The 20,921-nt window shown below is 34.1% G+C and carries 14 protein-coding genes; 2 read left to right on the forward strand and 12 right to left on the reverse strand.

Going from position 1 to position 20,921, the window contains the following annotated elements:
* Window positions 1-61 precede the first annotated feature (61 nt).
* The 3 genes from AC0UBM_RS03930 to aroC form a co-directional block, all read right to left on the reverse strand.
* The gene (locus AC0UBM_RS03930) at window positions 62-625 is read right to left on the reverse strand and encodes a TetR/AcrR family transcriptional regulator (RefSeq protein WP_475687724.1); all 564 of its coding nucleotides are present in this window, start codon (window positions 623-625) and stop codon (window positions 62-64) included.
* 194 nt (window positions 626-819) lie between these two features.
* Window positions 820-2,121, reverse strand: a complete 1,302-nt coding sequence (locus AC0UBM_RS03935) for a dicarboxylate/amino acid:cation symporter (protein WP_414034434.1) — start codon at window positions 2,119-2,121, stop codon at window positions 820-822.
* A gap of 144 nt (window positions 2,122-2,265) precedes the next feature.
* Entirely contained in the window at window positions 2,266-3,327 is a 1,062-nt protein-coding gene (gene aroC / locus AC0UBM_RS03940) for a chorismate synthase (protein ID WP_475687725.1), read from the reverse strand.
* Between the two features lie 200 nt (window positions 3,328-3,527).
* Between aroC and AC0UBM_RS03945 the strand changes: the two genes are divergently transcribed.
* Entirely contained in the window at window positions 3,528-4,388 is an 861-nt protein-coding gene (locus AC0UBM_RS03945) for a UDP-2,3-diacylglucosamine diphosphatase (protein ID WP_434035967.1), read from the forward strand.
* Here the strand turns inward: AC0UBM_RS03945 and AC0UBM_RS03950 are convergent.
* The 9 genes from AC0UBM_RS03950 to AC0UBM_RS03990 all read right to left on the reverse strand — a co-directional run bounded on the left by AC0UBM_RS03950 (window position 4,380) and on the right by AC0UBM_RS03990 (window position 18,068).
* Window positions 4,380-7,310, reverse strand: coding sequence for an FAD-binding and (Fe-S)-binding domain-containing protein (locus tag AC0UBM_RS03950; RefSeq protein WP_475687726.1), 2,931 nt, complete (start codon window positions 7,308-7,310; stop codon window positions 4,380-4,382). The two genes, AC0UBM_RS03945 and AC0UBM_RS03950, sit on opposite strands and share 9 nt — an antisense overlap.
* Window positions 7,311-7,480: 170 nt before the next feature.
* A complete protein-coding gene (gene bshA, locus AC0UBM_RS03955; protein WP_475687727.1) occupies window positions 7,481-8,626 on the reverse strand; it encodes an N-acetyl-alpha-D-glucosaminyl L-malate synthase BshA in 1,146 nt (381 codons plus the stop codon).
* Window positions 8,627-8,628: 2 nt separating this feature from the next.
* Window positions 8,629-11,550 carry a glycoside hydrolase family 3 N-terminal domain-containing protein gene (locus tag AC0UBM_RS03960; protein ID WP_475687728.1) on the reverse strand — a complete coding sequence of 974 codons (2,922 nt, stop codon included), beginning with the start codon at window positions 11,548-11,550 and terminating at the stop codon, window positions 8,629-8,631.
* Between the two features lie 290 nt (window positions 11,551-11,840).
* Window positions 11,841-13,064 carry a phosphoserine phosphatase SerB gene (serB, locus tag AC0UBM_RS03965; protein ID WP_414034428.1) on the reverse strand — a complete coding sequence of 408 codons (1,224 nt, stop codon included), beginning with the start codon at window positions 13,062-13,064 and terminating at the stop codon, window positions 11,841-11,843.
* Between the two features lie 133 nt (window positions 13,065-13,197).
* Window positions 13,198-13,683: an ABC transporter ATPase gene (locus AC0UBM_RS03970; RefSeq protein ID WP_414034427.1), complete on the reverse strand. Its 486-nt coding sequence runs from the start codon at window positions 13,681-13,683 to the stop codon at window positions 13,198-13,200.
* Window positions 13,684-13,741: 58 nt separating this feature from the next.
* Window positions 13,742-14,533, reverse strand: coding sequence for a (Fe-S)-binding protein (locus tag AC0UBM_RS03975; RefSeq protein WP_475687729.1), 792 nt, complete (start codon window positions 14,531-14,533; stop codon window positions 13,742-13,744).
* A gap of 47 nt (window positions 14,534-14,580) precedes the next feature.
* Window positions 14,581-15,888: a 4Fe-4S dicluster domain-containing protein gene (locus tag AC0UBM_RS03980; RefSeq protein WP_475687730.1), complete on the reverse strand. Its 1,308-nt coding sequence runs from the start codon at window positions 15,886-15,888 to the stop codon at window positions 14,581-14,583.
* A gap of 5 nt (window positions 15,889-15,893) precedes the next feature.
* The gene (locus AC0UBM_RS03985) at window positions 15,894-16,883 is read right to left on the reverse strand and encodes an MlaD family protein (protein ID WP_475687731.1); all 990 of its coding nucleotides are present in this window, start codon (window positions 16,881-16,883) and stop codon (window positions 15,894-15,896) included.
* Window positions 16,884-16,949: 66 nt separating this feature from the next.
* Window positions 16,950-18,068 (reverse strand): N-acetylmuramoyl-L-alanine amidase family protein, encoded by a 1,119-nt coding sequence (locus AC0UBM_RS03990; RefSeq protein ID WP_475687732.1) that lies wholly within the window; start codon window positions 18,066-18,068, stop codon window positions 16,950-16,952.
* A 130-nt stretch (window positions 18,069-18,198) separates the two neighbouring features.
* Here AC0UBM_RS03990 and AC0UBM_RS03995 point away from each other — a divergent pair, with 130 nt between their 5' ends.
* Window positions 18,199-20,919 carry a putative LPS assembly protein LptD gene (locus AC0UBM_RS03995; RefSeq protein WP_414034422.1) on the forward strand — a complete coding sequence of 907 codons (2,721 nt, stop codon included), beginning with the start codon at window positions 18,199-18,201 and terminating at the stop codon, window positions 20,917-20,919.
* The last annotated feature ends 2 nt before the right edge of the window (window positions 20,920-20,921 follow it).

Consider the following 20,921-nt stretch of genomic DNA (forward strand, 5'->3'; position numbering starts at 1 on the left):
AATGTTTTATTTTAAAGTTATTTATAACTAAACAATCATTTAGTTATGTTGTAAAAAAATATTAAACGTTTTTAAAAACGTGTTCTATATAATGATCTAATTGTACGCTATTAAATAATTTAGAAGCAGATGATAAACCAATCATAGCTATTAATAAATAATCGGCTTGTGCTTCTAAAGTGGATTCGTCTTTAGTTTTGTCCTGAGCTAAAACAGATTTAAACACATCTCTAACCTCGTTAGTAAAGGTTGCTAAAACCTTTTTAATGTCTTCATCGGTACGCTCGCAAACCTCATTTGCTGTATTTGTAATTAAACACCCTCTACCGATTTCATTATCTTTACTAAATATTATAAAGTCTTTAAAGTAATCTTTTAAGCCTTCAATACCTTTAGTCGAAGATTTTAAAATACCTATCAATTTATTTAATTTCTTTTTATAACACTTAACACTTTCAAGGAACAAACCATTTTTACTTCCAAAACTTGAATAGATTGAAAACTTATTTATACCCATTTCCTTTTCAAGCATTTGCATAGAGGTGGTTTCATAACCATTACGCCAAAAGACATGCATCGCTTTTTCGATAACTTCTTCTTCAATATATTCTTTTCTTCTAGCCATAATTTCTAAATACAGTACAAAACTAACCAATCGTTTAGTTATAACCAAAAAATTAACCTTTTATTTAGAAACTAAGTTGAAAGGTTAATACTTATTATATAGATTACAGTTTTAAAATTAACTAAATACATTATTTCAATAACGATTCATAATAAGCTTAAAGTCATCTATTTATACAAAATATTTAATAAAGATTATTTCTTATAATTATCGTCCCAATGCTTTTCTTTTGGTTCACCAAGTTTTCCTACAGACTTAGCAACTAACATAGAAACTGCAGCGTCTCCAGTAATATTTACCGTAGTACGACACATATCCAAAGGTCTATCTACAGCGAAAATAAGTGCTAAACCAGCTTCCGGTATACCAGCTTGTGCTAACACTATAACTAACATAACCATTCCTGCTCCAGGTACAGCAGCGCTTCCTATAGAGGCCAAAGTCGCTGTAGCTATAATTCCTAATTGTGCACTTAAACTTAAATCCATTCCAAAGGCCTGGGCTATAAAAACAGCCGCAACAGCCTGATACAAACTGGTACCATCCATATTTATGGTTGCACCAATAGGCAATACAAAACTAGCAACTTCTTCTTCTACCCCTAAATGTTCTTCAACACGCTCCATAGTTAGCGGTAAGGTAGCCGCACTACTACTTGTTGAAAAAGCTAAAAGCTGCGCCGGTGAAATTCCGTTAAAAAAGAATGTAGGTGTCTTTTTTGTGAACAGATAAACGATTCCAGCATATACCAACATCATCAGTGCTAATCCTAAAACCACACTTAACGCATACCAACTAAGCGCTTTAAATAAATCTGTACTAGGTGCTTCTACAATTAAAGCGGCAAGTAAGGCAAATACACCAAATGGCGCCACTAACATAATGATATCGATAAGTTTTAAAATGACTTCGTTAAAACCATCGAAAAAATCTTTAACGGGTTTAGATTGTTCTTCTGGAATTAAGATTAAACCGACTCCAAAAAATATAGCAAAAAAGATGACCTGTAACATATTACCGTTATCGCTAGCTGCTTGAAAGATGTTACTCGGTACAATATCTTCTAATGCCTGTAAAGGTCCTGCTTCTTTTTGTTTCGCGGCCGCGGCAATTTTAGAATCCGCATCTCCTTTATAACTTTCTACTAATTGCAGTCTGGTTTCTTCAGATATGGAATGTCCCGGTTTAATAATATTAACAATGCCTAAACCTATGGTAACAGCAATTAATGTGGTGAAAATATAAATTCCAATAGTACGTCCTCCCATTAGAGAAAGTTTGGAAATGTCTTTTAAATCTGAAACTCCTTTTATTAAAGACCCTAGTATTAACGGAACTGCTATTAATTTTAAAGCACTAATAAACATGTTTCCGAATGGCTTTATCCATTTGCTAACAAATGTACTTCCCCATTCAAATTGTGTCATAATTAATGCGAACACAACGCCTAAAATCATTCCTAATAATATTTGCCAATGCAATGCGAGTTTCTTCATAGTAAAATTATCGTGTTTTTTATATTGTTGGTTAAGTTAGCCGTTTGCGTAAAAAAATAAAAGGTTTTCTATTAGAATTTTAATCGACAGTATATCGATTTATGAATTCTAATAGAAAACCTTAAACAAATTTATGTATTAATTTTATTGATATGTTTTATCTAGTAAAAAGTAATCTGCCAATACTAATGCTGCCATTGCCTCTACAATAGGTACAGCTCTTGGTACAACACAAGGATCGTGTCTTCCTTTGCCTTCCATTTTTACAATATTACCATCTTTATCGATAGTATCTTGTGTTTGCATAATGGTAGCCACAGGTTTAAAAGCCACTCTAAAGTATATATCCATACCGTTACTTATACCTCCCTGAATTCCTCCTGAAAGATTTGTTTTAGTGGTACCGTCTGTATTATATAAATCGTTATGCTCACTCCCTTTCATCTTTGCACCACAAAAACCGCTACCGTATTCAAAGCCTTTTACAGCGTTAATAGACAACATTGCTTTTCCTAATTCTGCGTGTAATTTATCGAAAACAGGTTCTCCTAACCCCACAGGGACATTTTTAATCACACAAGTCACCGTTCCTCCAATAGTATCTCCAGCTTTTCTAATTTCCTTAATTTTAGAAATCATTTTATCTGCAGTTTCAGTATCAGGACAACGAACTATGTTACTTTCAATATCTTTAAAATCGATATCTTGATATGGTTTTTCCATAAAGATATCTCCTACTGAAGATGTAAAGGCATGAATTTCGATCTGATTTAAAAATTGCTTTGCCACAGCACCCGCGACAACACGACACGCTGTTTCTCTTGCAGAACTTCTTCCACCACCTCTATAATCGCGAACACCGTATTTCTTTTCGTAAACATAATCGGCATGCGACGGACGGAAAGAATTTTTTATATGTGAGTAATCGTGAGACTTCTGATTTGAGTTTTCAATAATAAAGCCTATTGAAGTTCCGGTGGTTTTACCTTCAAAAATACCTGATAAAAATTTAACTTCATCTGGTTCTTTTCGTTGCGTAACTATTGCAGATTGGCCTGGTTTTCTACGATTCATTTCATTCTGAATGGCATCAAAATCTATAGTAATCCCAGCTGGGCACCCATCTATTACACCACCTAATGCAACACCATGAGATTCACCAAAAGTAGTGAGTTTAAAAATTTTTCCGAAGGAATTTCCTGCCATAACAACCTGTATTTTTTTGCTAATTTAACTGTATTATTATGAATAATAAAATAGAATGTTAGGAATTGCAAAATTAACTGTATTTAAATGGGTAACATTAATTTTACAAAAACCTATTTATTAATTAATTAGGAGTTTAAGTTAAAGTAACATGTGTTTGTGTTATTTGTTTAAAACAATACTAAAATCCCTTAAATTAATTGAAAATCAAAAGAAAAATAGAGGTTGCCGTTATATCGGATGTGCATTTAGGAACATTTGGTTGCCATGCCAAAGCGCTTTATTCCTACCTAAATAGCATAGACCCCAAAAAATTAATTTTAAATGGCGATATTATAGATATTTGGCAATTTAGCAAACGTTATTTTCCGAAATCGCATATGCAAGTGATAAAAAAAATAATGGATATGGCATCAGACGGTGTCGAAGTCATTTACATTACAGGAAATCACGACGAGATGCTTAGACGCTTTAGCGGAGCTAAAATTGGTAATTTTTCTATAGTCGATAAATATGTAACCGAACTTAACGGAAAAAGTGCTTGGTTCTTTCACGGCGATATCTTCGATGTATCTATTCAGAATGCCAAATGGCTTGCCAAATTAGGTGGTTATGGCTACGATTTTTTAATCTTAATAAACCAAGTGGTTAATTGGGGATTATCTCAAATGGGAAGGGAAAAATATTCCATTTCTAAACGTATTAAAAACGGAGTTAAAGGTGCTGTAAAATATATTAGTGATTTTGAGACTGTAGCAACAGACCTAGCCATAGAGCAAGGTTACGACTATGTTGTTTGTGGCCATATTCATCAGCCTAAAATGCTTATTAAAGAAAATAAGATTGGAAAAACCATGTATTTAAATTCTGGAGATTGGGTAGAAAACTTTACGGCTTTAGAATATCAATTTAAGCGTTGGAAAATTTACAATTATAACTACGACAAACTATCGCCTTTCTTTGTAGATGAAGATTTAAAAGACATGAATATGCAGGATTTAATAGCAGCCATTACCATAGTTGATAAAAAGAAGAAATCTAAAAAGAAAAAATCAGAGTAAAGCACGCCTTAAAATGGTTACTGGATGAAGCGCCTCCCGATTTGTCCCATCCTTAATTTGGTGTCGGCAACTGGTGCCATTTGCAGAAATAACCACTTGGGAACTTGCCTTTCTTATTGCAGGAAATAATGTTTGCTCTCCAACCGCCATACTCACCTCATAATGTTCTTTTTCGTAACCAAAGCTTCCTGCCATCCCGCAACAACCACTAGGAATAATAGTTGCTTTATAATTGGTTGGCAGATTTAATAATTTGAACGTAGATAACTGATTACTCATTGCTTTTTGATGACAATGCGAGTGTATCTTTATAATTTTCTCGTCTGTATGAAACTGTTCTGCTTTTATATGTCCTTTTTCTATTTCTGAAAACAGAAAATCTTCTATTAAATAAGTATGCTTAGCAATTTGGCGTGCGCCATCTTTATTTTCGGCCAGCATAAGATATTCATCTTTAAACGTAAAAATTGCAGAAGGTTCTACGCCAATTAAAGGCGTCTCTTTCGTTATTAGACTTTTGTAAATATTCACGTTTTTATTGGCGTACTTTTTGGCGTGATCCAGAAAGCCTTTAGATATTAATGCACGACCAGATTCCTCGTGTTTCACAAACTTTAAGTCGTAATGTAACGCCTGTAATAAAGCAATCGCATCTAAACCCACTGGGGTATCTAAGAAGTTGGTAAACTCGTCTACAAAAAAGTAAACTGACTTTATTATTTTTGAATCAAATACTTTATTATCAATGTTTTGAATATGCCTATTTAAGCTTTTAGATGAGAGTAATGGCAGACTACGATTTTTGGCAATACCGAATGTTTTTTTAATGATATTTGATGTAATTTTCGTCTTAAAGAAGAAGTTCGTAACGGCAGAGACATGTGCCGACCATTCGTTGATTTTATTATTATGAGCGAACAGTTTTGAGCGAAAATCAAATCCATTTTCCTTCTGATACTGATACAGAAATTCGGCTTTCATAGTCGATATATCTACCGTGCTTGGGCATTCGTTTAAACACGCTTTACAACTTAAACATAAATCTAAAATGTCTTTTAATTCTTTATGATTAAACGGATTTTTATCTGCTTCGGTATGTGTTAAAAATTCTCGAAGCGCATTTGCTCTAGCGCGAGTGGAATCTTTTTCATGTCGTGTGGCGCGATAACTTGGGCACATGGTACCACCTAGCTCGGCTAGTTTTCTGCAATCTCCACTCCCATTACATTTTTCCGCTTGTCTTAAAATACCTTCTGAAGCAGAAAAATCTAGTAGTGTTTCTATCTCAGGTTCTATGCGATCAGGAACATAGCGCAATCCTTCATCCATAGGAAAAGAATCCACAATTTTCCCTGCATTAAAAATATGATTTGGATCAAATACAGACTTAATCCGTTTTATAATGTTGTAATTCTCCTCGCCAATCATTAAAGGAATAAATTCTGAACGTACAATGCCATCGCCATGTTCGCCAGACATAGAACCACCATATTTCTTAACAATATATGCTATGTCCGTAGTAATTTTTCTGAATAGAACTACATCCTTACTCAGTTTAAGATTCAGAACCGGACGTAAATGCAATTCTCCAGCTCCGGCATGAGCATAGTAAATTGCTTTCTGATTATAACCTTTCATTAAGGCTGTAAATTCATTTATGTAATTAGCAAAATCAGGTAATGCTACCGCCGTATCTTCAATACAAGCCACCGCTTTTTTATCGCCAATAATATTACCTAGAAGGCCTAATCCCGCTTTTCTTAAATCAATAGCTTTATCAATATCATCGTCAGATAAAACCACATTCGCATAACTTAAACCTTGTGCTTCTAGTGCATTTACTAAAGCATCTGCCTGAATTTTAACATCGGCTTGCGATGCACTTTTTAATTCGCACATTAAAATAGCTTCCGGATCGCCAACCACAAACTGTCTGTTTTCTTGCTGTTTTAAATTGTTTTTAGTGCAATCTAATATGGTTTTATCCATCATCTCGCATAAATACAAATGGTGTTGCATGCAGGTTGTAGTCGCTACTAAAGCATCTTCTACGCTTTTAAAATGCGCGGCTACCATTATACGTGCCGTTGGTGGCAAAACATCTAACTGCAGTGTAATCTCTGTAGAAAAAGCCAAAGTTCCCTCGCTACCAGCCAACAGGTTACACATATTAAAAGGTTTAGCAGACTCTTGAAACACAGAACAGTCTATTAATTTATCAATAGCGTACCCTGTGTTTCTGCGATGTATTTCTGGTTTAGGAAACGCTTCATGAATCTGAGAACGCACCGCATCAGATTTTAACGCCTCGTAAATGGTTTTATATAATCGTCCTTCGAGATTTGGTAAGGTTGTTTTCTGTAAAAATTCTTCTGAAGTTAAATTACCAAAAACAGCTTCACTTCCGTCGCTTAAAATGGTTTTGAGTTCTAACACTTTATCACGCGTCACACCATACTGAATAGATGTCGTTCCCGAAGAATTATTTCCAACCATACCACCAATCATACAACGATTAGAAGTTGATGTATCTGGCGCGAAAAATAAACCATATGGTTGTAATTGAAGGTTCAAAAAATCTCTAACAATCCCAGGTTGCACCGTTACTGTTCTCGCTTCTTTATTTATAGCAATAATTTCTGTGAAATACTTAGAAACATCAACTACAATTCCGTCGCCCACACACTGACCCGCTAAAGATGTTCCGGCAGTTCTTGGAATTAGAGTAATGCCATTAGTATTTGCAAAATCTATAAGTACTTTTAAATCTGTTTCAAGTTTTGGATACGCTACCGCTAGAGGCAATCGTCTATAAACAGAAGCATCTGTGGCGTAAATAGACTTCATTAAGTCGTCGTAAAACAATTCCCCTTCTAAAGCGTTTTGTAATTCTGGTAAATGTGTAGAAACAGATTTGGTCATAATAGTCTAAAATAAAATACATCGTGTATAGGCATCAAATAAATGTAACGATAGTTGATAAGACTAACAAGAGTATCGCTATACTTCTTATAACATAGACATAGCTTTAAAAATAAAACACTTCAGATTTTTACTAAACCTGAAGTGTTTTAAATAGTATTTATTATGAATTAAACTAAATCATGCTGAGGACCTTTAGCAATGGTTTGCTCGTATAGTTTTTCGTATTGTGGCACAATATTATGTAAATCGAAGACATACGAACGTTCTTTTGCGTTATGCTTAAATTGCTCCAATCGGGCTTCATCACTTAATATATGAATCGCATTCTCACTCATATTTTCTATATCTCCAACATCACTTAAAAAACCTGTGATACCATTAATATTTACTTCTGGAATACCGCCAGTATTACTAGAAATTACAGGGACACCTGAAGCCATAGCTTCTAATGCTGCCAACCCAAAACTTTCGGTTTCCGACGGTAACAGAAACAAATCGGAAAAACATAAAATTTTATCAATTTCGTTACTTCGTCCAAAGAACACCACTTTATCCAATATGCCTAATTCCTGACATAAATATTCGGCTTTTTCTTTATCCGGACCTTCACCAATTACCATTAATTTTGCAGGAATTTCCTTCTGAATATTATAGAAAATTTTAATCACATCGGTAATCCGTTTTACGGGTCTTAAATTACTAATGTGAGTAATAATTTTTTCGTTATCTGGAGCCATCATACCACGTTGGCAATCGGTATAACTATGTTTATATTTTTCGATATCGATAAAATTGGTAATAACATGGATATCGTTTTTAATATCGAATAATCTAAAGGTATCGTACTTTAAACTTTCAGAAACCGCTGTAACGGCATCCGATTTATTAATGCTAAACGTTACGGCAGATTTATAAAATGGATGACTTCCCACCAAGGTAATATCTGTACCATGAAGCGTGGTTACAATGGGAAGATGGATACCTTCTTCTTGTAACATTTTCTTAGCCATATATGCGGCATACGCATGAGGTATGGCATAATGTACGTGTAACACTTCAATTTTATGTAGTTTTACCGTATCTACTAATTTGCTAGATAAGGCCAACTCATAAGGCTGATAATGAAATAATGGATATTCCGGTACATTAACTTCATGAAAATGTACTTTGTTTCCCAATAAATCCAACCGCACGGGCTGGTTGTAAGTAATAAAATGTATTTCGTGTCCGCGTTTCGCTAACTCTAATCCTAATTCTGTAGCAACTACTCCACTCCCTCCAAATGTTGGATAACAAACAAGTCCTATAATCATCTTTATTTTATAATTGCTTCGTAAATAAGTTCTTGAATATCGGTTCTAATATTCTCTCGTAAAAGCATGTTAATTTCGGCAGACGGATACGTTCTGTTTGCTAAAAAGACATACACTAATTCTTCGTCCGGATCTGCCCAAGTATAGGTTCCTGTAAAACCAGAATGCCCAAAACTTTTCATAGATACGCAACCACAAGTCGGGCCACTTGTTCCCAATTGTGGTTTATCAAATCCTAAACCACGTCGGTTTCCTTTGCTAGAATAATACGTTTTATTAAACATATCTACCGTCTCTGGCTTGAGATACCGCTTATCGCCATAAAATCCTTTTTGTAAATACATCTGCATAATTTTGGCAATATCGTTGGCATTACTAAATACACCGGCATGGCCACCGACACCATTCTGCATGGCCGCTCCCATATCGTGAACATAACCTTGCACTACTTGATGCCTGTAATATGTATCGTTTTCTGTTGGTACAATGTCCTTCATAGGAAACTTTAAATATGGGTTATAGGTGGATAAATTCATCCCTAATGGCTCATAAAATTTAGTTTGAATTAAATGATCTAATGTTCTGTCGTAATAAACCTCAATAAATTTCTTTAAAATATAATAAGGTAAGTCACTATAACGGTATCCGGTCTTAGTTAACAAGTCGGTTTCTTTTATAATCTTCTGAATAGTATCTGGATAGTCACGTTTTAAGTAAATATTATTAGCCACTTTAATATTAAAAAGTTCACTTGGCGCATTGCTATAATATTCAGAACTCGGCTGTTTGGCCGAGTCTAGTGTTGCAACATAAAAAGGAATCCAGGGTTTTAATCGCGCATAATGCGACAACATTTCTTTAAGCGTTATATTGGCTTTATTAGATCCCACATACTCCGGTAATAAGTCTGAAAGTTTTGAATTGATTGAAATTTCATCGTCTTGCTCTACAATTTCCATTAATAACGGCAAGCTGGACACAATTTTTGTTAACGATGCGATATCGTAAATATCATTAAATTTTACAACTTCGGAGTTAGCTTCATACGTATGTTTTCCGAAATTCTGATTGTAAATCACCTTACCTTTTCTAGCCACTAAAAGCTGTAAACCAGGCGTCATATGATCGTCCACGGCACGTTGCGCAACAGCATCTATTTTATGTAATTTTTTGGAATCGATTCCCACACGTTCTGGTACGGTATAACCTAATCTTGAAATGGAACTGATTGGGATTCCATCGCCAACATGTAAGCCATTACCCACCGAAACGGGCAATTTCCCTTTAGCTGGAAGTGCTCCAAAAATAATTTGAGCCGATTTTTGTTGAGACACGACGCTGTTTTGGTAACTTACCATTATTCCTTCAATATTATCTATCGCAGGTAAATCTAATAACGCATAGGGTTTTACAAAAACATCTAAAATAACAGTATGGTTTTTGGCAATACTATCTAATAACTGAATTTCTTGAGAAGTGAAACTATAGCTTTTCCAAGGATTAGCATTCGAGCGATGTAACCCCACAATAACGGTATTATAACTGTCTAATTTACCTTTTACAAATTGGTAAGCATCCGATCGCACTTCGTGTACTTTAGAATATTTCTTTAATTCATTAAAAAACGGCGTCCCGCTGTCGTCTCCTAATTTTATGTAAGCAATAGATTTTTTATCTAAATCACGAATTGGCAAAACATCCTTATCGTTTTTCACAACGGTAATGGCATTTTCAAATAATTCTTCATTTAAAATATCGTCTTCAAGTCTATTTAAATCCTTAACCAAGTTGGTAATTTCAATAGGTTTGTACTTATTTAAACCAACTTTATATTTAGACATCAATATTTTCTTCACAGAATAAGCCAAACGCTCTTCGGTAATTGTTTTATTATTATAAGCTTCAGTAATTTTAGCCATAGCTTTTGGAACATCTTCCGAAATTAATAAAATATCATTTCCGGCTAAGAATGCCGCTAAGTCGATATCTCCTGGACTACTAAAATTTGCTACCCCTTTCATCTCTAAAGCATCGGTGAAGATTAAGCCTTCAAATCCCATTTTTTCTTTTAATAGATCGGTAATGATGGCTTTAGATAATGATGAAGGAAAATCCGGTCTAGACTCTAAACTAGGAACATTTAAATGCGCTACCATAACACTTTCCATCCCATTTTTAATCATTTTTTTATACGGATACAACTCGATAGAATCTATTCGTTTTTCAGAAAAAGTAATGGTTGGCAAAGCTTTATGAGAATCTGTTTCGGTATCTCCATGCCCAGGAAAATGTTTCCCTGTAGCCATGACACCTGCACTTTGCAACCCTTTCATAAAGGCTACTGCATGTTCAGTAACTTCGTCTCGATCTTCCCCAAAAGAACGGTTTCCAATAATTGGGTTTTTAGGATTTGTATTAATATCTACGTCCGGTCCAAAATTAAAATGAATCCCCAAACGTTTACAATGCTCACCTATATGTTTTCCGGCCTGCTCTACTAAAGCCTTATCCTTAATCGCACCTAAAGTCATATTCCATGGAAACGCATAAGTAGAATCTAGTCGCATGCTTAATCCCCATTCTGCATCCATACCGATTAACATAGGCACTTTAGACATGCCTTGATAAGTATTATTTAGTTTTGCCAATTTTACAGGACCTCCCTTAGAATAAATGATACCTCCAATATGATTGTTTTTGATAAGATTTTTAATAGCGGTTACATCTCTTGTATTTGCAGATGTCATGGCACGAACCATAAACAATTGTCCAATACGCTCTTGAAGCGTTAATTTTGTATACACACTATCTACCCATTTTTGTTGAGCAATAGCATCCTTTGTAACCAAAGGATTAGTAGAATTCTGACTAAAAGTAAGGTTAATACTAAAAATTATGAGAGAGATATATAAAATGTTGCGCATGAAAATTCTGTTTGAATGTAAATATATTCTTGAGGGTAAAACTGTAGGCAAAATACCATATTTAAAATGAAGTTAAAAAGACTTTATGATAGATTTATAAAGAATTAATGAACAGTTTGAAATCTATAAAAAATCCAATTCGTTAAAAAATGAAGTCAGATAAAGATATGAACCTAAACAACTAATAATCAATCCTTATTTTAGTTTTTAAACTCATTTTAATTAAAATATAAAAAGCTTCATTCAAAATAATTTGAACAAAGCTTTTAAATACTTTATATAATTTGAGGTTATTCTACCAAGTCAATATATCTATCGTGATAGCCTAATAAATATAAAACTCCATCTAACCCAATACTCGAAATAGAACTCTGGGCATTGTCTTTTACCTTAGGTTTTGCGTGAAAAGCAATTCCTAAACCAGCAAGGTTAAGCATTGGTAAATCGTTAGCACCATCGCCAACAGCTATGGTTTGAGCAATATCAATACCTTCTTTAATTGCGATTTCTTTTAAATACTCCGCTTTTTTATTACCATCTACTATATCACCAAGATAACCACCAGTAAGCTTACCATCTATAATTTCTAATTGGTTTGCGTAAACATAATCGATCCCCAATTCCTTTTGAAGATAATGTCCGAAATACGTAAATCCTCCTGATAAAATTGCTGTTTTAAATCCGTATTTTTTAAGCGTATTAATTAAACGTCTAGCGCCTTTGGTAATAGGTAATTTTACCGCAACTTGTTGTAAAACTTCTTCGCTTAATCCTTCTAAAAGTTTCATACGTTGTTTAAAACTTTCATTAAAATCAATTTCGCCCTGCATAGCAGATTCTGTAATTGCCTTAACCTGTGTACCAACGCCTGCAAGTTCTGCTAGCTCATCGATAACTTCGGTCTGAATTAAAGTAGAATCCATATCAAAACACACCAAACGTCTGTTACGTCTATAAATATTATCTTCTTGAAAAGCGATATCGACATCCAATTCACGAGAAATTTGCATGAATTTTGCCGTAATTTCCGACTTATCTTTAATTTCTCCTCTTATGGATAATTGAATTGAAGCTCTAGGATATTCCTCTTCTTTGACTAAAGACAAACGCCCGGTTAGACGTTTAATCGCATCGATGTTTAAATTCTTTTCGGAGATTACTTTGGTGACTTCAGAAATCTGTTCTGCAGCCAACTTCTCTCCTAAGATGGTAATGATATAGCGGTCTTTACCTTGCAGTGTTACCCAATCTTCATAATCGTCTAATGTAATAGGTGTAAATTTTGCTGTGATTCCTAATTCGTAAGCTTTAAACAGTAAATCTTTTAAAACAGCAGCCGATTTTTTCTTCGATTTTATTTCAAATAAAATACCTAAAGACAAGGTATCATGAATATTGGCTTGACCAATATCCAGTACTTTAGCACCATATTGTGCTAAAACACCTGTTAAACTTGATGTTAATCCAGGCTTATCTTGCCCCGAAATGTTTAATAAGAAAATCTCATTATTCATAATATCGTTTGGTTTTTAAAATGAAAAATTAAAGGCCTTTTTAGCATGAAAGGCCTTATTATATTGATTATAGATTCTGTAGGTTTGAAATTTATAGTGAACTAGACTTTACGTCTTAAACTAATAACATATACTATTTAAGAAATCTGTTATGCCAACTTTCACTAGCAGGAACTTCCCAATTTTCGTTATACTCTGCAATATTTGTTACTAAATTATTAAAAACAATAGTGTTTTTAGATACCGCCTTGTCTTTAGCCATTTTTCTAAATTCGCTCAAGGTTTTGTAAGCTACAAATTCGCCTTGTTTATAAGACACATTCATTTTGTCTAATAAATCGACATTGTAATCTTTTTCTAATTGCTGAATAAAATGAACAGAAGCATCTACAGAACACCCTGTAGCATTATTAACTTCTTGATTTAGGCCAAGAATGATAAAACGCTTATATTTTATTTCGTAACCTGCACTTAAATCGGCACCATGAGCGGTCCAATTTTCTATAAAGACATCTAATTTAGATTTTATCTCTTCTAATTCTTGATCATTAAATGAACGATTTGCTTGATAAATCCAAACCTTTGAAGTTTCTGGTAATGTATTAAAATCTACTAACATCTTTTTTTAACTATGTTTTAATCTGTAATTTGTTTGTAAAGAATTCTGATAAGAATTTCTATAAATCTTGTGCATTTGCAATAAGCTCGGCTATATCCATAACTTCTACGTCGGCTTCTTTATCTTTTGCCTTTACACCATCCGTCATCATAGTATTACAAAACGGACACCCTGCAGCGATAATATCTGGTTTAACTTCCATGGCTTGTTCGGTACGCTCTACATTCACTTCTTTGTCACCTTTCTCTGCATCTTTAAACATTTGCGCACCACCTGCTCCACAACATAATCCTTTGCTTTTACAGTTTTTCATTTCAACCAATTCGGCTTCTAATTTCTTAATAAGATCCCGAGGTGCTTCGTACACATTATTGGCACGACCTAAATAACACGGATCGTGGAATGTAATACGTTTCCCTTTGTATTGTCCACCTTCAATGCTTAATTTCCCTTCTTCTAATAGAGATTTCAAAAACTGAGTATGGTGCATAACCTCATAATTCCCACCTAATTGAGGATATTCATTTTTGATGGTATTAAAGCAATGGGGACATGCTGTTACGATTTTTTTAACCTCGTAAGCATTTAAAACTTCGATATTTGAAACCGCTTGCATTTGAAATAAAAACTCGTTACCTGCTCGTTTTGCTGGATCTCCAGTACAACTCTCCTCCGTACCTAAAACCGCAAAATCTACATTCGCCTTGTTTAATAACTTTACAAATGCTTTGGTGATTTTTTTTGCTCTATCATCAAAACTTCCGGCACAGCCTACCCAAAATAAAACATCTGGTTGCTTGCCTTGAGCCATATATTCTGCCATAGTAGGCACTTTTAGTAATTCGCTCATTTATCTATTCTGATTTAATGTATATATTAACTTTAAGCATAATATACTTATTCGTCTTTCCAGTTTAAACGGTCCATTTGGTTATAAGGCCAAGGGGCGCCATTATTTTCTATGTTTGTCATCATGTTATTTAATTCTGCTGGAGCAGCAGACTGTTCCATGACTAAATATCGTCTCATGTCTATAATTATCGATAAGGGATCGATACTTATTGGGCAAGCTTCTACACAAGCATTACACGAGGTACAAGCCCAAAGTTCTTCATTAGTAATATAATCGCCTAACAATTGTTTCCCATCGTCGTTAAAGACACCATTATTAGCATCTATATTCTTACCAACTTCTTCCAAACGATCTCTCGTATCCATCATGATTTTACGAGGCGATAATTTTTTTCCTGTTTGGTTGGCAGGACACTCACTAGTACAACGCCCACATTCGGTACACGTATATGCATTTAACAGCTGTACCCAATTTAAGTCTTGCACATCGCTAGCTCCAAATTTTGAAATGTCTTCTTCAGCTTCACTTTCTGCTGGAGCAGCAAAAGGATCGGCATTAGGATCCATCATAAGCATGACTTCTTTCGTTACCGCTTCAAGATTATCTAACTGCCCTTTTGGTTTAACTTTTCCGTAATACGTATTTGGAAAAGCTAATAAAATATGTAAGTGCTTGGAATAGTATAAATAATTTAAGAAGGCTAGAATGCCGATAATATGAAACCACCATGCGCTTCTTTCTATAATATGTAGCGTAGTTTCTGAAAGCGTACTAAATAATGGAGCTATAAACTGACTGATTACATTACCGTTATTCATGGCCTGAAAATGGGCATCGGTAGCATTCATAACAAGAAACAATACCATTAGCACCATTTCAATATATAAAATAATGTTTCCATCATGCTTTGGCCAGCCTTTCATTTCAGATTTCCAGAACCGCTGTAATTTTATTACGTTTCTTCGAATCCAAAATATAATGACAGAGACCAATACCAAAAAGGCTAGAATTTCGAAAGTACCAATTAATACTCCATATAAACTGCCTATAGAAGAGAATATTCTATGTGTTCCGAAAAGGCCATCGATAATAATTTCTAAAACTTCGATATTTATAATTACAAACCCAACATACACAATAATGTGTAAAAAACCTGCAATAGGTCGTTTAACCATTTTACTTTGCCCTAGAGCAATCATGGCCATATTTTTCCAACGTTGTGAAGTATGATCACTAACATCGACATCTTGACCAAGCTTAATGTTACGGACTATTTTTTTTACGTTTTTCGCAAAATAACCGATTCCGACAATTAAAAGTATTGCAAATAATATGTTAGGAATGATGCTCATATGTTTTAGTTAGTTGTGGTTGGCTGGACGTCTACATTTAAACCGTTATCATCGGCTTGGTTTTCTTCAGCATCAAAATCGCCTGGTCTTTTTCCAAATAAAGAAAAATGCACATAGCGTTTTGGATTTAATTTCATATCCTGAAGTAATTGTTCTAATTGAAGTGATGCACCTTCTAGGTTACTATACAATTTATCGTCTTTTAATAATTTCCCTAAGGAACCTTCTCCATTATTAACATCGGCTAAAACACCGTTAAAAGTAGATAAGGTTTCTTCTAAATTGTTTACAACAGCAGAAAAGTTAGTCGCCGCTAGAGAATCTGAAATTTTAGAAATATTAGTAGAAGCATTACTAAAATTAGTAAGTGTTGTATTTAAATTTTCTCGGTTATCTGCTATAACACCGTTTAAACTATTAGATGTTTTTTGAAACGAAGAAATTGTTTGGTCTAAAGACGCAATAGCATTTTGTAAACTCGATTTAGTCTTTTCGTCGAAAATACTATTTACATTTAAAAGTAAGGAGTCTGCATTATTCGTTAACGATTCTATTTTTTCCTGCAGTGGAGCTAATTTTTCTCCAACAATATCTGTCAGACCAGATTTTCTTGAAGCCATTAGATAATCGTTGTCTTTAGCGACTTCTGCATTATCCAACGCAGGCACGATAGCCACAGACTTACCACCAATTAAACTGGTATCATACAACTCCGCTTTACTATTCTTTGAAAAAGAATAATCATTATCGATTATTAGTGTCACTAACAATTTAGCATCCTCTTGTAACGTAATGTCTTTTACATTACCGACTTGTAACCCGTTAATGGTTACCGGTGTTGAAGGTGTTAGCCCTTCTACATTTTCATATATTACATAAAATGTTCTGGAAGATGAAAATAAATTTACACCCTTCAAAAAGTTTATCCCAAATATTAAAAATAATACTCCAGCAATAACTAGGATAGCTGTTTTAACTTCTCTTGATATCTTCAAAGCAATGATTTTAGTTTATAAACAAAATTAGAAATAATAAAATTAGAATACACTTAATTTGATGTACTAATTTAGCACTTTGTCCAAATGCACTTGCTCACCATTTTTAAATGCAACAATAAAACTTGTATCAAACCCTCTGGCTTTGGCGTGAATAAGCAAATCTTTTATTACAGAATAATCTGACGTATTACCGTAATAATATTTATAAATCGCACCTATTTTATCTCTAGATACTGTGCTTAAACCATTAAAATTAAAAGGTTTTGTTTCCAATTTCTTAGAGCTCGCTGCAATTTGCACTTTAAAAACGACATCGCTATATGGTTCCGAAGTTTCCGTATCTTCAAGATCATCATCTTTACTAATGGCTTGCACTCTTGGTGCACCAATATTTTCACCAATGTTTAAATCTAACGATGTTTTGTATTCTAAAATAGCATCTTTTATAGCTGTCGAAATTTCTGTTTGCCCCTTACTAGAGTTTAAATAACGGCCTTCCTCACTATTTGTAATAAATCCAGTTTCTATAAGCACACTTGGCATATACGTATTATGCATTACCCATAAACTGGCTTGCTTAACCCCACGACTTTTACGTTTAAGTTTATTCGCAAAATTACTTTCAATCATTCCCGCAAGCATAATACTGTAATCAATATAATCTTCTTGCATTAATGTTAAACCAATTAATGATTCAGGTGCGTTAGGATTAAATCCGTCGTAATGTGTTTCGTAATCATCCTCTAAAAGAATAACTTCGTTTTCCTGTTTGGCAACATCAAAATTACGCTTGGTATTAGCAACTCCTACCACATAAGTCTCAGTTCCAGAAGCTTGAGAATGGTGAGCATTACAATGTACAGATACAAATAAATCGGCATCGGCTTGATTTGCTATTTGAGCCCGACCTCTTAAAGTAACGAAGACATCGGTTTTTCGGGTATAAATCACTTTTATATCCTTGTTTTTTTCTAACTCTGCCCCTATTTTTAAAACAATTTTTAAAGCCACTTCTTTCTCGGTAAACCCATATTTGGTAGGTTTTCCGGGGTCGTGACCACCATGACCAGCATCTAAAACAACTACAAATTTACTAGAATAGAGCGGTTTATCACTTTTAAAGGAGGTTAATAAGATTATTGAGATAAAGGATAAAAAAAATAATATGGATTTTGTTTTCATATAGACTATAACACTTAAGGCATCTGATTATTATTAAAATTTAGTGAATATTAATCAATCACAAAAAAATATATGTAATTTTGGCCTTTCATACACTAAACCTGACTTTACAAAAATACATTTAAAAGCATTGCGTACAAACTACTTTCAAATACTTTTAGCTTTAAGTTTTACAGTGCTCATAAACACGACTGTCTTTTCTCAAGACCTACCAACCCGCGCTAAGGTTATACAACCTATTACTCAAGACATTCCACTTTATACACCAAGTATAAGTGTAGATTCCGTTGCTGTAAAAAGCATAACCGAGGCTGCTCAAGATACTATAAGGTTGGATAGCGTAAAACTTAAAAAAGAATTTCTAACCGATAATGTCAAATATCACGCCAAAGACTATTCGTCTTTCAACCGCTTAGAGCAAAAATTATACCTATATAATGAGGCCGAAGTAGATTACCAAGACATGAATATTAAGGCAGGAGTGATTGTTATTGACTACAGTAAAAATGAAGTTTATGCTGGTCGGATACAAGATACCTCCGGAGTTTTAACTCAAAAACCGGTATTTACACAAGGACAAAGCGTTGTTGAACCCGATTCAATTCGGTTTAATTTTGATACTAAAAAAGCTTTAATTTTTAATTCTAAAACAGAACAAAGCGGATTTAATATTCTAGCACCTATAGTAAAAAAGGAAAATGATTCTGTCGTTTTTATGGCGAAAGCTCGTTTTACGACTTCTGAAGATGTAGAAGATCCAGATTACTATTTTAAGGCGAGTAAAATTAAATTTGTTCCTGGTAAAAAAATAGTTGTTGGACCAACACATATGGTTATTGCTAATGTGCCTACACCAATTGCTGTGCCTTTCGGATTTTTCCCATTAACAGACACTCAAACTTCAGGTATTATAATACCTACTTTTGGAGAAGATAGTACCAGAGGATATTTTCTTCAAAATGGAGGTTACTATTTTGCTATAAGCGATTATGTAGATTTAGCCCTTTTAGCAGATTATTATACCAATGGGAGTTACGGATTTAGAGCAGAGACCACTTACGCTACGAAGTATAAATTTAGAGGTAGCGCGGCGTTTAGATACGAGAGCTTAATTAATAGTGAAAAAGGGTTTCCAGATTACTCAAAATCTACTGTATATAACATTCGTTGGTCGCACAGTCAAGATTCTAAATCGAATCCTAATTCTAGTTTTTCTGCATCGGTAAACTTAGGTAGTAGTTCCTACTATCAGCAGTCTGTAAATCAGATAAACACGGGTAACTTTTTAAATAATACGCTGTCTTCATCTGTATCGTACTCTAAATCTTTTACGGGAGAGCCACAAGTTAATTTAAGTGTTACTGCAACGCACTCTCAAAACACACAGACTGAACAAATAAACATGACCTTACCTACCTTTCAAGGAAGTGTAGGACGTGTGTTTCCTTTTGCTCCAAAAACAGGTTCTTCAAAAGGAATTATTCAAAATATAAATTTTCAATACTCTGTCCGTGCCGAAAATCAAATTCAAACCACGGACTCTTTGTTCTTTAAACCTGAAATGTTCGAAGACGCTAGAGCTGGGGTACAACACAATATTCCGTTAAGTACAAACTTTAAATTATTTAAGCATTTTAGTTTAAGTGCAGGATCGACTTTCCAAGAAAACTGGACGTTTAAAACCGTTGAGAAATATTACGATCAGGATACAGATGAAGTGATTACCGAATCTGTTAATGGCTTTGACGCTTATAGAACGTATAATTTTAGTACCAGTTTAGGAACAACTATTTATGGAATGTTCGATTTTAAGAAAGAAGGCGAAAATCCAAAAATACAAGCTATTAGACACGTTATTAGACCTGCAATTAGTTATAACATTAATCCGTCTTTCGATCAGTATTACGACACGTACGATGTGATTTCTGCCGATGGAACTACGCAAGATTCGTATTCTAGATTTGAAGAAAGTATATTTGGATCTCCTAATCAGAACTTTTCTTCGTCTATAGGACTGTCGCTTGCCAATAATTTCGAAGCCAAAGTAAGAGACAAAGACACTACGGCTACCGAAGCTAAAAAAGTGATGTTACTTAATAACTTAAATTTTTCTACCTCTTATAATATTGCGGGAGATTCTTTACAATGGAGCCCAGTCCGTGTTAGTGGTGGTACTCAGATTTTGAATAACAAAATGAATATTAATTTCGGAGCTACATTAGACCCGTATGCTTTAGATAATAATAATAATAAAATAGACGTTTACAATATTAATAATAATGGTAGTTTATTTAGATTAACATCTGCCAACCTAACTCTAAGTTATTCGCTATCTAATGATTTATTTAGTGGAGAGAAAAAAGACGAAGAAGATCAACGTGGTATACAAGAAAATCTGCGTGGTGGTGGTCGAGCGGATGATTTGTTTGGGGTGTCGCAAGATTTTACCGACCAAAGTTTCTTTGATAATGATGACGAAGAAGATGAAGAAAAGGAAGACAACGAGTTTTATAAATTTAAAATTCCGTGGACTTTAAACTTAGCGTATGCCGTAAATTATTCGAATACGCAACGTCAAAATGAAGTGTCGTCACACTCGTTAATGTTCTCTGGAGATGTTAGTCTTTCTCCAAAATGGAGCGTTGGAGCATCTTCAGGATACGACTTTAAAAACTTAGGCTTCACGTATACACAATTACGTTTAGAACGTGATTTAGAAAGTTGGAGAATGAATTTTAGTTGGGTCCCTTTTAGCTCTAGAAAATCTTGGTATTTCTTTATAGGAATTAAATCTAGTATTTTAAGCGACCTTAAATACGATAAACGTTTACAACCAGATCAACAACTTTAAAA

It is taken from the genome of Formosa sp. F44 (genome assembly GCF_056238645.1).